This is a genomic window from Metabacillus rhizolycopersici, assembly GCF_020075705.1.
The window spans coordinates 16094-30844 of the sequence record NZ_JAIQUM010000019.1; the positions used below are offsets into that span (position 1 = coordinate 16094).

The following is a 14751-nucleotide window of genomic DNA, read 5'->3' on the forward strand; positions in this document are numbered from 1 at the left end:
ACCTAGGTACGAGTAATTAAATGTACTATTTAGACAAAAAATCAAATGTAAATTAGTTATTTTGAATAATGATTTTGGGAAGAAATTCATATAAAATCAATTGTATAAATAAAGAATCTTTAATGAAACTATTTTTAATAAAATTTTAGAACTTAATTAAGGAGATGCTTATGGATATGGGAATTTTTGCCGTTAAAAGAGTAGTTATTAAAAAAATGTAGGGGGTGGTATGTAATAGAAAATATGGTATATTATTAAAAATAAATTAACTTTTGTACTGCGCAAAAAGTTATTTATATATAATTATACCAAAAATGAAAACGAATACAACCCATGTATTTACATGCGGAAATTGTGGAGCATCCTTTGATCTTACATATCTTAATAATCACACTTTCTGTTTTTTCTTGTTTAATAGTAAGCGCTATTATTTGTGTGTTTTTAATGAGGAGGAAACAACTTGGATTATACTAAACAAAAGTTAGAATTTAGTAAAGACCTATTGCCAACAAAACCTGAAGAAAGAGAATGGAAAGTTGGTAATTATTTTTCTATTTGGATGGGCTCTGTTCACAATATTCCTACTTATGTTACAATCGGCGGCTTTTTTGCGCTTGGACTATCAGTTTGGCAGGTGTTCTGGGCGATTGTGACAGCGTCTATTATTCTTGCAATTTTCATGGTATTAAACGGACATGCAGGTGCCAAATATGGCATACCATTTTCAATACTATTAAGGACATCTTATGGCGTAAAAGGAGCATTATTGCCAGGTATTTTACGTGGATGTATTGCAGCAATCATGTGGTTTGGTTTTCAAACTTACGCAGGTAGTATTGCCTTTACTGTTTTAATTGGGAAGCTTTGGCCTGGCTATTTAGAACTAGGTGGAGGATGGAATCTCTTCGGTCTAAATCTTCCAGGACTAATTTCATTTGGATTATTTTGGGGATTGAATGTGCTATTTATATACGGAGGAATATCTGCACTTGGTAAATTTTTGAAAGTGTTATCACCTCTAGTTTATTTAGTTTTTGGTGGAATGGCAATCTGGGCAATTAACATGGCAGGGGGAATTACTCCAATTCTTCAATATACGCCTAAAGGGATTGAAGGAAATAGTATCATTATTTTCCTTGGATGTGTAAGTGTAATATTAGCAACATGGGCTTCCCCTATTGTAAATGTATCTGATTTTACAAGAGAGGCTAGATCGCAAAGTGATCAGGCGAAAGGACAAATATTGGGACTTATCTTTACATATTTATTATTTGCGTTTACAAGTATTTCGCTTATCGTTGGTTCAGAAATTGCATTGGGCACACCAATATGGAATGTATTGGATGTAATCGAACAATTTGATAGTAAATTTGTCATTGCCATTTCAGTATTAACTATTTGTTTAACATCATTATCTGTGAATATTACAGGGAATATTATTCCAGCTGGTTATCAATTATCAGCGCTGTTCCCGAAAAAACTTACATTTAAAACAGGTGCCCTTGTTGCGGCAGTACTTGGAGTTATGATTATGCCGTGGAAGTTAATGGAAAACCCTACTAGTATTTTTATCTTTTTAAATATTATTGGAGGTCTACTGGGTCCTGTATCTGGAGTCATGCTTGCTCATTACTATGTTATTGAGAAAAAAGAGCTTAATATGAAAGCGTTGTATTCGATTGGTGGACAGTATACATATAATAATGGCTTTCATATTCCAGCTATAGTTGCCACTATTATTGCAGGAGCCTTTAGTTTAATAGGCCAGTTTGTACATACCCTAAAACCAGTATATGAATTATCCTTTTTTTCAGGTACAATACTCGCATTTATAGTATATATTGTTCTTGTTAAGAATCGGTTATTCGTTTCTAAAAAAGAGCAGGAGCAGCAAGATTTACTTAAAGAGGCCTAGGTTAAGTCCTTGCAATACAATTTAAAAAATACTAAATTTTGTATTTCTATAATGAAAAGTTCAAGAATGTTGAAAGCGTTTTAAAAATTTGATCTAAAATTTCTGATTTTTCCCCCATTAAGAAAAATCAGAAATTTCAACTATGATATTAATATTAGGAGGTAATTTATGGGAATGTATGACTTGATCATTAGAAATGGAAATATTGTAACATCAGATGAGATTATTCAAGGAGATATCGCAATTAGCAAAGGGAAAATTAAAGAGATTTCTCGCGGTACAAATCTTAATGCAAAAGCATTGAGAGAAATTAATGCTGAAGACCAGCATATCCTACCTGGATTAATTGATACTCATGTTCATTTTAATGAGCCAGGTAGGACTGAGTGGGAAGGTGTCGAGACAGGAAGCAGAAGTTTAGCAGCGGGTGGGGTAACAACCTATTTTGATATGCCGTTGAATAGTACGCCTCCAACAATTAATAAAGAAAATTTGGAGTTAAAGAGAGCATGTACTGAAGAAAAGTCGATTGTCAATTTTCGCTTCTGGGGTGGATTAGTACCAGAAAATATTGAGGATATTAAGGAGCTTCATGAAAATGGAGTCATTGGCTTTAAAGCTTTTATGTCACCGAGTGGAATTGCCGATTTCAATCATGTCGATGATATTACGATCTTTAAAGGGATGAATGAAATTGCTTCCATCGGTTCTCTTTTAGCCGTACATGCTGAAAGTACAATTATTTGTGATCAGCTTGCCGAAGAGAAACAACGTCAAAATAGTACATCTGCAAAGGATTTTGCGGACTCAAGACCAATTATCTCTGAAATTGAAGCGGTGAGAAGAATCATCTCATATGCTGAAGCAACAGGTTGTAAGCTGCATGTTGTACATGCTAGCAGTCGAAAAGTTGTAGAAATTATTAATGAGGCAAAACAAAAGGGATTAGATATTACAGTTGAAACATGTCCTCATTATTTATCTTTGACATTAAAGGACTTAGAGGAAAAGGGTGGGGTGGCAAAATGTTGCCCTCCATTGAGAGATGATCAAGAGGTCGATCAATTATGGGAGGCTATAGCAAATGGTGAAATTGATGTCATTGCATCAGATCATTCACCCGCACCAGCTGATATGAAAACTGTAGTAGATGGAGATTACTTCGTAGCTTGGGGAGGAATTTCAGGTGCTCAGTCTACATTAAATATTATGTTGACAGAGGGGCATTTTAATCGTCAGCTTTCATTAGAAAGAATTGTAGAATTAACATCTACGAATCCTGCTAAGTTATTTGGACTCTATCCTCAAAAAGGCGTAATCTCCGTTAATAGTGACGCAGATCTTGTCATGGTTGATCTAAATGAAAGCTTTGAGCTAAAAAAGGAAGATTTATTTTATCGCCATAAGCATTCTCCGTATATTGGTAAGGAGTTTAAAGGAAAGGTTACAACAACAATCGTTAATGGTCAGGTTGTCTTTGAAAATGGAAACATTACTTCTGTGGAAAAAGTGGAAAAGTAATGTTTAAGAGAAGGACTTAAATTTAGAACTATAAAATTGAAGCTAATAAAAGGATATAGGGTCTTCCTAAATCCTTTTATTAGCTTATTTTCATTACATAGAGAGTATTAGACAATTATGAGATGAGTGATTGAATGATTAGAAACGAAGAGAGAAGATTCTTTATTCATAATAGACAAAAGCGAAAAGTTATTTTATTCATTAGTGATAATGATTAATGAATTAAAAACAGGTAAAATTTAATCATAAACATAAGAAGATAGTTTGAATTAGTAGTTAATTCATAGTTGAGTAGGCTCCGATACGTTGTCATTTTCACTCGAATTGGAAACGCATTATTCGCTAAATTGCGAAAATGTATAAAGTTTACCGATCGGGTAGAAAGGATTAAATCGTTTAATAGTGTCCTCTATGAATTAGCCAACAAAGAATAATAATTAAAAAGGGAGTTAAAAAAGATGGGTTATCCTAAAGATTTATTATCAAGCAGATCAATAATTGAACATGGTAAGTATGCATTAATTGCACCAGAAGGATTAGTTAATAATGTTATTCCAGGATTTGAGGATTGTGTTATCTCAATTTTGGGTTCACCAAAACTTGGAGCAAGTTTTGTCGATTACGTTGTAACGATGAAAAACGGAGGAAAGAATACAGAAGGATTTGGTGGGCAAGAAGATGTAGAGACATTTGTCTATGTTCTTGAGGGGAAAATTAAAGCTGCTGCAGGTGATCAAGGATTTATTCTTGAAGAAAGCGGTTATTTGTACTGTCCTCCAGGAACAAAAATGTATTTAGAAAACAACTGGGGCGGAGATTCTAAACTATTTCTTTATAAGCAAAAATATCGTCCGCTTGAAGGAAGAAAGCCATGGGTTTATTCAGACCATGCTAACAAGATTGAATATAGAAATTATGATGACATGCATAATGTCAATATTAAAGACCTTTTACCTGCGGACCTCGATTTTGATATGAATTTTCACATTCTTTCTTTTGATCCTGCAGCATGTCATCCATTTATTGAGACACATGTTCAAGAGCATGGAGCTTATCTACTATCAGGCGAAGGTATGTACAATTTAGACAATCAATGGGTTCCAGTGAAAAAAGGAGATTATATTTTTATGGGGCCATACGTACATCAGGCCGCCTATGCAGTAGGTAGAGAAAACTTAACATACGTCTACTCAAAAGATTGTAACCGTGATGCAGCTCTGTAAAAAGTATCATCAGGTAAATCTAAAGTAGTTTCTCTATATTAATACGTATCCGAAAAACTATAAAATAAGAGGTGTTCAGAAGTGGGAGAGAAAGCAACAGTGGTAAACGTAAAAGATATAGTGGCGGAAAGAGTTTTTGAAATTGATAAGATTGCAAAGTTTGATCCAAATGAAGCACAAAAAAACTATTTCTATGAAACGGATAAAACAGTTGGTGCAATATGGTGTCTTGAGCCTGGACAAGATTTATATTTACACTCTCATTCAAATGTTGATGATATTTGGGTTTGCATTGAAGGAGAAGGAACATACTTTCCAGACCTAGAAAATGAAATCCCGATTAGTAAGGGAATGGTATTATTAGCTAAGCCTAATCAGATTCATGGAATGCGAAATACAGGAACAGAACGCTTTGTGTTTGTAGGTATTGCCGCTGGTGAATTACCAATGGATATTACGAGATACTAGGACGAAGCTATAGATATGAAACAATGATAGACTGCTATTGTTTCAAACAACTATGAAAATAAGTGATTAAGGAGAAGCGATTGTTATTAAGACAGTCGCTTCGCTTAATTTTATAATTGTAAAAGTGAAGATTGGGGCTTTAGATAAAAACTTGATGTATAACCCTCTGACTGAAGTTTCACTTTTTAGACAGATTTTATCACAACGATTGCTTTTCAAAGAGGTGATGAGTAAGGTGACAAAGCAAGGGGCTATTGTAACAGTGATGTCCTCTTTACAGTGGCTTTTATTTATTTTTGCCAATACCGTTGTTGTTCCAATATCTATTGGTGCTGCCTTCCAGCTTCCTTCAGAAACGATTGAAATGACAATAAGATGCTCCTTTATCCTTACAGGAATTGCTTGTATTCTACAGGCCCTAATTGGACATCGTTATCCATTATTAGACAGCCATTCGGGGCTAATGTGGGGCTTAATATTAAATATGGGTGTTTCTGCGTCTGCGCTTGGGATGGATTTTGCAACGGTTGGAGGAGGCATTGCAACAGGTATTTTACTTGCAGGTGCTGTAACCGTTCTGATTGCGGCGTTCAATTTCATTTCTTTTATACAGAAAATCATTAAGCCGATGGTAATGAGTGTATATCTATTTTTGCTAACCTTTCAGCTCATTTTTATTTTCTTTAAAGGAATGTTTAAGATAACAGAAAGTGGAACAATTGATCTCCCTGTCAGTCTATTTTCAATTGGAATTGTCATTTTCGTAAGTCTATTAAGGATTAAAGGTGGAAAAGTGCTCAGCAATTTTTCAATCCTGATCGGAATCATTGTAGGATGGTTATTCTATCATATTATTTTTCCGTCAAATCTTCTGATCGAAAGCTCTTCTAGTATGGCATTTACCTTCTTTCCTCTTGGGACTCCAAACTTGGAGATAGGTATCATATTGGTTTCTTTTTTTGCAGTCCTTTTGAATTTAACGAATTCTTTCGCTACCATTCAAGCAACTGCTGAAGTATATAAGGAAAAGGTGGAACAGAATCAATATAGAAGATCCATTTTTGTTACAGGTATTTTTGCTTTTATTACTGCTATTTTTGGCTTGGTTCCTTTTACACCCTTTACATCTACAATAGGGTTTTTACAAAGTACAAAATTATTGAAAAGAGGACCGTTTATTATTAGTGGATTCCTGTTTACTCTTCTTGGAATTATTCCGCCACTAGGCCAGTTTTTAGGAACTATGCCACTAACAGTAGGTAACGCTGTTTTATTTGTCGCTTACCTTCAATTGTTTGGAACAGCTTTAAACAGCTTAAAAGGAACATTTTTTAATTCAGAAACGATATTACGCTTAGCGGGCCCAGTATTAATTGGAGTCAGTATTATGAATGTCCCGCCTGCATTATTCCGCAGTATTCCGGTTCTTTTGCAGCCCTTCATTACAAATGGTCTCGTTATGGGTGTCATACTATCAATCTTTTTAGAAAAATTTATTGATTGGAATAAGCTAACAACAAAATTAGAAGTTGGACGGTAATCAAGTATCTGATCTAATAAAAGAAAAAAGAAAACGAGATTTCGCAGAATGCATATAGTGATAAAAGGAGTGAAAACAACTATGACTGATTTTGGACGTCTAATGACTGCGATGGTAACACCATTTAACGATAAGCTTGAAATTGATTATGAAAAAGCCAAACAATTAATTGAGCATTTGATTCATACAGGAACAGAAACACTTGTTGTATGTGGAACGACAGGAGAACCGTCAACATTATCAAATAAAGAAAAATTGTCGTTATACAAGTTTGTAGTTGAACAAGTACAAGGACGCTGTAAAGTGATGGCAAGTACAGGGTCAAATGATACGAGGTCTTCAATTAAATTAACGAAGGAAGCTCAAAATATAGGGGTTGACGGAATCTTACTTGTTGCTCCATATTATAATAATCCTTCTCAGGAAGGGTTATTTCAGCATTTTAAGTCTATTGCTGAATCTACTGATCTTCCTATTATGCTTTATAATATTCCAGGAAGATCAGTAGTAGATTTAACAGCAGATACGATTCTACGTTTGTCTCAAATCAAAAATATTACATCTATTAAGGAAGCAAGTGGTGATTTTTCTAAGATTGCCTATTTGTTAGAGCAGGCGCCACCAGGCTTTAAAGTTTATTCTGGAGATGATAGTTTAGCATTACCTATTCTAAGCATAGGTGGATACGGGGTTGTAAGTGTAGCAAGTCACATTGTTGGAAAAGAAATAAAGACGATGATGACAACCTTTTTGGATGGGAAGGTTCAAGAATCGGCTAAAATCCATCGAAAGCTATTGCCAATTTTTGAAGGTTTGTTTATTACCACGAGCCCATCACCAGTGAAATATGCTCTAGAGAAATATGGAATCCCTGTCGGGTCTGTTAGATTACCGCTTGTACCAGTCACAAAAGATGAGGCTAACGTTATTGATTCACTTTTAAATAAACTTCATGGTAGTTGGAAGTAAAGTCTTCTTAAAAGTATTAATTATGATCGATTTGTAGGCATTAAATTTATCTTTTCTAGCTAGAAGACCCCCATCTTCAAGACGAGATAGAGGATAAAGGAGTGTCTATTAGATACAAAAGCCTCATTGAATTACCTAAGGCAATTCAATGAGGCTTGCACGTTTACCCTTAAGATAAATGAGGAAAGACTTGGAGGATACATATTCTAATCTTTTCTGATGTACAAAGATAATAAAGTTGTTTAATTTATCAGTTTTAAAATAAAAGCCTTGCTATACATACTTTATGTAACAAGGCTTTTTAGAGTTGTATAATTTTAAAATTATACAATTATGTTTATCCTTAAAAACGATTAATTAAGCTATTTAATTTCTTCAATTAAAGCCCTTGTTCAACAAGAAACTTAAAAAGCCGGTGGGGTCACAGAAAAAAGTATCACAGCATTTTTATTAAAATTATTTTCCCATTTATGCTTCATAAATGCTGGTATTTTGACACTATCACCAGTTTCTAATATGTATTCTTCATTATCTAAAAACACTTTAATTTTCCCCTCTAATACAAAAGCAACTTCTTCTCCTTTGTGTTCCAAAAGTTTGTCAGACGAGGATGTATTAGGAGGAACATTCATAATTGCAGTAGCCAGTGTTCCTGTAAAATCAGGTGATAATAACTCATACGATAGGTTTTCAACAACCATTTTTTTGCGTTCATTTGACCTAACAACTAAATCTTCGGTATTTGTTTCTTCAAGTAAAAAACTAAAGGTAGGAACATCGAGGGCTTTAGCCAAAACCTTTAGAGTCTGGATTGAAGGGTTAGCCAAACCCCGTTCAATTTGACTTAACATTGAAGGTGTTATTTCAGCTTTTTTTGCTAATTCTCTACTGCTCAAACCTTTGGCTGTTCTGTATTTCTCAACTTTTTTACCAATATCTATGTTTTCCATCACATAACTCCTTAAAGTTAATATTAAAAATAATTTAATTTTATTAAATATAAATAAATAATCGATTGGATTTATGTTAAACTATATTTAACGTTTGTTAAATCATATTTTATCATATAATATTTTACAAGTCAGGAGTGAAGAAAGTGAATGATTTCTTTACATTTTTAGTCCTTTCATTATTTGTTGTAATGAGCCCAGGTATCGATACAGCATTAATTACAAAAAGGACCATTTCAGATGGAAGAAAAGATGGATATAAAATGGCTCTAGGTTTATCAACTGGTTCTTTGGTTCATACATTTGCTGCTGCTTTTGGGATTTCAGCTATTTTGATGCAATCTGCTGTTGCTTTTGAAATCGTTAAATATATTGGTGCACTCTACTTGATATACCTCGGATTATCTTCTCTCATCTCAAAAAAGAAAGTTGCTAGTGATGAAAATGAAAATAATCCAGAAATAAAGAAGTCAGCTTTTAAACAAGGTCTCTTCTCGAATGTACTCAATCCCAAGGTCGCAATGTTCTTCTTAACATTTTTACCCCAATTTGTGAAAACAGGGGAAGATGCAACTCAACAACTTATTATGATGGGCGTTATTTATACAGTGCTATCCATCACTTGGTTTTTTGTTTACGTCTTATTAATTAACTATTTACGTGTATGGCTTATGTCTCCGAAAGTGCAAAGGATAATGGATAAAGCAACAGCTCTTGTCTTAATTGGATTTGGATTAAAGTTAGCCTTAGATAAACAACATTAAGATAATAAAAAAACATTGGGATTATAACCCAATGTTTTTTTGCTTTCTTGAACTAACCTGCCATTATAGTTACATAAGACCAAACAAAATATTGTACATACTAGAATTCGTTTAGATAGTGATTCAATATCCAAACCTGTTTTTAAAGAGCATGGCAGTAAAGACAAACCGGTAAACCGTTGTTCTCTCGTATTGGCTCAAATTTATAGTGAAACACTAAATTTAGTTTTGACTCTTCTTTTAAAATATAAGTAAGTTCTAAGAGCTTTAGAAAAAATAGGATAAGTTGAGATCAGATAGCCCCAAAATATCGCTGTGTAATCGCTCGTATATATTTTCCTTTTATCGTTATCAATCGTAACCAGCTTTCCAATAATTTGATCCGAACCAATGGGTTCATCCATATGAGTGTTTGAATCTCCTTTTAAAACAAATTGTAGCTGGTTATCACTTTCTTGAACTTGCAAAAAACGATGGACAACTAATTGTCCTGAGGAAGAGTGGTATAGTAAAATATCGCCCTTTTTAGCCTTATCTAATTCGAAAGCAACAAACCTGCAGATGTTTCCCTTTTTAATAAAAGGATACATGGTCATACTGTAGGAAGGTAAATCCATCCATCCGTAATTTCGCATTGTTTGAATGAAAAGGTCAATTGTGTCTTTATTAAACTGCATGTCGCACCAACCTATATGAGAGATTTGGAGAGAACTAGTATCCTAATAAAATATCCTCTATTAAGAACAAATGTAAAAAATATTTAGCAATAATCTGATATATCCATGCCCTTTTGTTCTATATCAGATTATAAAGGGCTAAAGATAGTATGAAAAGAAAAATCTTCCGACAAAAAAATATGACTTTTGACAAAATTCATAGATAAGTTGTGGGGATTTTAAAAATACAAACAAAAAGAGCATCATTGGCGATCAAAATCACCAAACATGCTCTTAGTTATCAGTATCATTCTTTAGCTTCCATTTGTTAAATTCCAAAAACTCACGAAATTGTTCTTTGGAGACGCCTGATTTCATAGCATCTTGAACGAGTTTTGTCCATTCGTAGTCAAGTTCCTTTGGATCTGTCTCGCTTTGTTCGTCGAGTAATGTGTTCACGGATACACCGAGTACAGTTGAAACTTTTTCTAAAAATTGTACAGAAGGATTTGACTGGAGATTGCGTTCAATCGAACTTAAGTATGATTTTGCAACTCCTGCTCGTTCAGCTAGTTCAGATAAAGATAGATTCTTTTGAGTTCGGTATTTTTTAATTCGTGGACCAATCACGTCAAGTCACCTTCCTTATTAATACTAGTATAACATATAAAGAAGGTAATGTTTTATATGGAGAACGCTTTATTAAAAAAATTTATAAGGATCCCTAAGAGTGAATATATATAGGTAAGTTTTATTTCACTATTAGTTCAGAGCGATCTTTTTTGGCGAAAAAGTCTTTTATCTCATCTACACTAATACCTACTTCAAGCGCCTCTAAAATCATCTCAACCCATTCACGATCAAGCTGGTGGTCCTTCGTTAGTCTATTAATTCTTTCAATATTCACCTTATTCCCTCCTAAAATACTAGACTGTATTTCAGGCAGTCCAGCCGTCATCGTAGTAACATTAGACCTGTGACTTTGCGTCCCTATTTTTCAATAGGTTTGCCCTTTAACTGATGTAAACGTTATTAAATTATAATTACTTTCTACTTATAGTCCTTTTTCTAAGTGTGTCTATGTTCCTACTCTATTATAAAAAGGAATTATCAGGAAGTATGTAGAAACATGTCGAAGGGTTTAAATTTTTAATAATATTTGTAATTTGTAACATTATCGTAACATAAAATAGGCATTTATACCAATTTTTTCTTTGAAAAACGATATTTTTTCCTAGTATTTAACATGAAATTTACAAAAAATTAATAATAGTAAAAGTTCATTTTCGACTTTTGTTGTTAATTTTTGGAAGGTGAATAGGGGACGGTATGCAATTCATTTATAAAAACCAAATAAAGCAATTGGCTCAACCAATCGCTTCAAAGAAAGTAATCGTTTATCCGGCATTAACGGGCAGTAATATCCCCACCTCTAAGCTTGAGTAATCAAAGATGTGAAGGTGGAGGATAAAGAAAACTCCAACTAATGGTCTCGCTTTATCTAAAAATCGCTTGAGGGGTTAAATAAAAGATTCCACCACTTTGCACAGACACGTTAATTTGTGGTTCATAGAGCTCGCGCAAAGCTTCTTTCTCCAAATGGTAGCAGTCTGGTTTTTCATCTACATCTTCATAGAAGTGATCTAGTAGCTCGAGGTCATCATTCCATCTTTGTCTTGCAGCATCTGCCCAGGAATGATTGTCTCTACTAATACTTTGCTCAATAAATTGCTCGATTCGTTTCAGACCGCTTTGTGGTTTTATGAGCGGAATTACATTAAAGCAAAGATCAGGAATTTTCGGTGTAAGTTCGATCTTTTCTAGTTTTTCTTGGAAGTTTTCTACTAATGTCCCACTTACTAAATGTAAGCCAATCGAGTAGTGTTGATCTTTTTTCATATCGCATTGATAGGATACGATGATATTGACACCGAGCCATGGATGTAATGGAATATTTCCATCAGTAGATGAGACTTTTTCAAATAAGCGAATGTAGCTTCCGAGTCTTGTGGTTGAGTGAAAAATTTGATGAAGGCGGGGGGCACCGAAATGCATGACCTCACCTTTCAAATCGTCAGGAACTTGATGCTTATTGGTGATTAATGTTAGTTTCATTGGATTAGGGGCACCGTTCGTTTTTTCAAGATAATGCCAATAGAAAGGTCGATTCATTAATTCTTTATCCATTTCGATTGTTAGTTGAACGGTTAGATAGCCAGGCTCATTTTCGACGATATTACAGGAATTCGCAGTGAAGAAGCTTTCTAAAAAATGATGAATCTGCTCTTGTTGCATGAGGATGCCACCTTTCAATGATATTTAATAAGGCTTTTTTGGATATAGTTTTGTGCTATTATAGGAAACTATAAAATTCTTGTACTGTGGATAAGCGCGCGACGTCCAGCTGCAGCGCCTAGCCCTTTCAAGGCGCTGCAGCTTTTCACTTAGCTACCTTCCTTTGCTCCTGGGCATATTGTGCATAATCAAGGATGGAGGTTAAGTTTTCCATCTTGATCTTCATCTCGCCATCACTTTTCGAATGGTACATAATGTCTTGGATGTGATCTTCGAAATTTTTGATTTCTAGTTTCGTTAAAATTTCATCTAAATCCCCAATGACTTTTTCAAATAAGTTTATTTTTTCATAGAGCAGTTTTAGGATATGTTCTTCCACTGTGCCTCTTGTGGCCATATTGTAGATATGGACATCATGTTCCTGCCCTAGGCGGTGAATACGGCCAATGCGTTGTTCAAGTCGCATTGGATTCCAGGGTAAATCATAGTTGATGATGTTGTGACAAAATTGCAAGTTAATTCCTTCACCACCAGCTTCAGTTGCTATTAACACTTGGACACGGTTTTTAAAGAGATCTTTCATCCAATCCTTTTTTCCACGTTTAAAGCCGCCGCGAAATGGAACCGACGTAATTCCATTTTGCTGTAAAAACCATTGTAGATAAAATTGAGTAGCGCGATATTCTGTGAAAATGATTACTTTATCATCGATGCTTTTTATTAGGTCAACAACCTTTAAAGCCTTTGTGTTTTGTGTCACTCCATCGATAGCGATCATGATGTCTTTAATGACATCAATTGATAAAACGGCTTCATCTTCCTCTGGACGATCAAGCATTTTCTTTAATGTCATGTAAACGGCTTCACGACTACTGCATGCCTCTCGTTGTAAAGTCATGATAGAAAACGTATTTGCAGCGTACTGTGAATACGATTTTAATGCTGTAATTGTGTTGTATAGATTTTGCTCTGTTTCGGAAAAATCAATTGGTACTGTTTCTACATGGCGTTTTGGCCAATCGATTCCAGTGTCACCACGTCGATTTCTGATCATCACTTTGTTCACGAGCTCACGTAAATGTTCGTGGTCCTCCAGAGACCGATCTTTTGCTGAAAAGGATTCATTAAAATAGGCTTCATTACCTAAGTGTCCAGGCTTTAACAGCGAAACGAGATTGAAAATTTCCTCCACTTTATTTTGGACAGGCGTCGCGGTTAGCAATAAGCAATATTTCTTTTTTAAGTTTTGGACAAATTCATAGTTTTTCGTTTTATTATTTTTAAGCTTGTGAGCTTCATCAATAATGACAAGGTCATAGGATTGATCAAGGACGATTTCGCGATGTGGGCTTCGTTTTGCTGTATCAATTGAAGACACAACAACATCACAAGATTCCCATACGTAGCTCTTCTTTTGTTCAACCGCTGGGATGAAAAATTTCTCATTTAATTCGCGTGCCCATTGGGAAACGAGGGAAGCGGGAACTAAAATTAAGACTTTTTTGATAAGGCCACGTATCATATATTCTTTTAAAATCAGCCCAGCTTCAATCGTTTTACCTAAACCAACTTCATCAGCTAAAATAGCTTTCCCGTTCATTTTTTCAACGACGCGCTCTGCAACCTCTAATTGATGTGGTAGTGGGGTGAAGTGTGGAAGGTGCTTTGGTGCTTGTAAGCCTTTAAAGGAGGGAACTGTCGTATGCTGTTGAACTTCAAAGCTGAGTTTATAGAGTTCCCAGTTGGACCAAGGCCCATCACTTTCAAGCTTTTCAAAAAAGCCTTCCTGCCATGACGAATCAAAGTTAGTCTTTATATTCATAATATGACAGTCCTTTCATATTCTAGGCTGTACTTTAAAAATTCATTATTTCTATAGGAAAGGGAAATATTATCCTTACATAGTGTTTATATTTCCTTAAACACGAACATTATAGATTAATTTTATCTTAAATATTAAGAAAAAAAGGGATTGCCGAAACGAAAATCACATGGTAGGATGTTAATTAAGTAAGAAAGTTCTGTTCTTCATATGCTTACTAATGTGTTTCATCTTTTAATGTGTACTGAAATGTCAAAATGTCAAAATGTCAAAATGTCTGAATGTCGAAAAGTCTGTTATAAAAAGTATAACCAGTTTGATAATTAAATATGTGCGGGTGAGAATAAGGGGAGATACTATAGGTACGTGATATAGAGCCGAAGGAGCAAACAATTGTGAATCTCTCAGGCAAAAAGACTCTTATTTGACGCGACTCTGGAGAATGTTTGCCTTTGTTGCAAACTACCAAAGGGGAAAGCTTTATGTAGACATTGTGTTTTTTATTTATCTAGTTGGAAATTTTTTCCAACTAGATACTTTTAAAAAAACACTGTCACATAGAGTAAACTTTCAGGTTAAAAGGACAGAGACTTCCATATTACTAAGTGGGGGTTCTATGTCCTTTTTT

At 34.5% G+C, this 14751-nt stretch carries 13 protein-coding genes and 2 riboswitches; of the genes, 7 read left to right on the plus strand and 6 right to left on the minus strand.

The window, feature by feature from the left end:
* Window positions 1-460 precede the first annotated feature (460 nt).
* From allW to dapA, 6 genes are all read left to right on the plus strand, one after another.
* Window positions 461-1915 (plus strand): allantoin permease, encoded by a 1455-nt coding sequence (gene allW / locus K9V48_RS10665; RefSeq protein ID WP_224138992.1) that lies wholly within the window; start codon window positions 461-463, stop codon window positions 1913-1915.
* Window positions 1916-2083: 168 nt separating this feature from the next.
* On the plus strand, window positions 2084-3436 hold the full coding sequence (locus tag K9V48_RS10670; RefSeq protein ID WP_224138993.1) for an allantoinase: 1353 nt from the start codon (window positions 2084-2086) through the stop codon (window positions 3434-3436).
* Between the two features lie 458 nt (window positions 3437-3894).
* The gene (gene allE / locus K9V48_RS10675; RefSeq protein ID WP_224138994.1) at window positions 3895-4659 is read left to right on the plus strand and encodes a (S)-ureidoglycine aminohydrolase; all 765 of its coding nucleotides are present in this window, start codon (window positions 3895-3897) and stop codon (window positions 4657-4659) included.
* 81 nt (window positions 4660-4740) lie between these two features.
* Complete coding sequence (locus K9V48_RS29405; RefSeq protein ID WP_224138995.1) at window positions 4741-5127, plus strand: cupin domain-containing protein; 387 nt, start codon at window positions 4741-4743, stop codon at window positions 5125-5127.
* Between the two features lie 235 nt (window positions 5128-5362).
* Window positions 5363-6667, plus strand: coding sequence for a uracil/xanthine transporter (locus K9V48_RS10685; RefSeq protein ID WP_224138996.1), 1305 nt, complete (start codon window positions 5363-5365; stop codon window positions 6665-6667).
* An 81-nt stretch (window positions 6668-6748) separates the two neighbouring features.
* The gene (dapA, locus tag K9V48_RS10690; protein WP_224138997.1) at window positions 6749-7636 is read left to right on the plus strand and encodes a 4-hydroxy-tetrahydrodipicolinate synthase; all 888 of its coding nucleotides are present in this window, start codon (window positions 6749-6751) and stop codon (window positions 7634-7636) included.
* A gap of 404 nt (window positions 7637-8040) precedes the next feature.
* Here the strand turns inward: dapA and K9V48_RS10695 are convergent, their stop codons facing one another.
* Window positions 8041-8586 (minus strand): helix-turn-helix domain-containing protein, encoded by a 546-nt coding sequence (locus K9V48_RS10695; RefSeq protein WP_224138998.1) that lies wholly within the window; start codon window positions 8584-8586, stop codon window positions 8041-8043.
* 146 nt (window positions 8587-8732) lie between these two features.
* Here K9V48_RS10695 and K9V48_RS10700 point away from each other — a divergent pair, with 146 nt between their 5' ends.
* Complete coding sequence (locus tag K9V48_RS10700) at window positions 8733-9350, plus strand: LysE family translocator (RefSeq protein ID WP_224138999.1); 618 nt, start codon at window positions 8733-8735, stop codon at window positions 9348-9350.
* 203 nt (window positions 9351-9553) lie between these two features.
* Here K9V48_RS10700 and K9V48_RS10705 read toward each other — a convergent pair whose 3' ends face one another.
* The 5 genes from K9V48_RS10705 to K9V48_RS10725 all read right to left on the minus strand — a co-directional run bounded on the left by K9V48_RS10705 (window position 9554) and on the right by K9V48_RS10725 (window position 14123).
* The gene (locus K9V48_RS10705; protein WP_224139000.1) at window positions 9554-10027 is read right to left on the minus strand and encodes a signal peptidase I; all 474 of its coding nucleotides are present in this window, start codon (window positions 10025-10027) and stop codon (window positions 9554-9556) included.
* Between the two features lie 273 nt (window positions 10028-10300).
* A complete protein-coding gene (locus tag K9V48_RS10710; RefSeq protein ID WP_111614097.1) occupies window positions 10301-10636 on the minus strand; it encodes a helix-turn-helix domain-containing protein in 336 nt (111 codons plus the stop codon).
* 121 nt (window positions 10637-10757) lie between these two features.
* The gene (locus tag K9V48_RS10715; RefSeq protein ID WP_438803885.1) at window positions 10758-10913 is read right to left on the minus strand and encodes an anti-repressor SinI family protein; all 156 of its coding nucleotides are present in this window, start codon (window positions 10911-10913) and stop codon (window positions 10758-10760) included.
* 31 nt (window positions 10914-10944) lie between these two features.
* Window positions 10945-11027, minus strand: a riboswitch (cyclic di-GMP riboswitch).
* Between the two features lie 476 nt (window positions 11028-11503).
* Window positions 11504-12301 carry a YqhG family protein gene (locus K9V48_RS10720; protein ID WP_224139001.1) on the minus strand — a complete coding sequence of 266 codons (798 nt, stop codon included), beginning with the start codon at window positions 12299-12301 and terminating at the stop codon, window positions 11504-11506.
* A gap of 145 nt (window positions 12302-12446) precedes the next feature.
* Window positions 12447-14123: a DEAD/DEAH box helicase gene (locus K9V48_RS10725; protein ID WP_224139002.1), complete on the minus strand. Its 1677-nt coding sequence runs from the start codon at window positions 14121-14123 to the stop codon at window positions 12447-12449.
* 337 nt (window positions 14124-14460) lie between these two features.
* Window positions 14461-14553, plus strand: a riboswitch (glycine riboswitch).
* Window positions 14554-14751 lie beyond the last annotated feature (198 nt).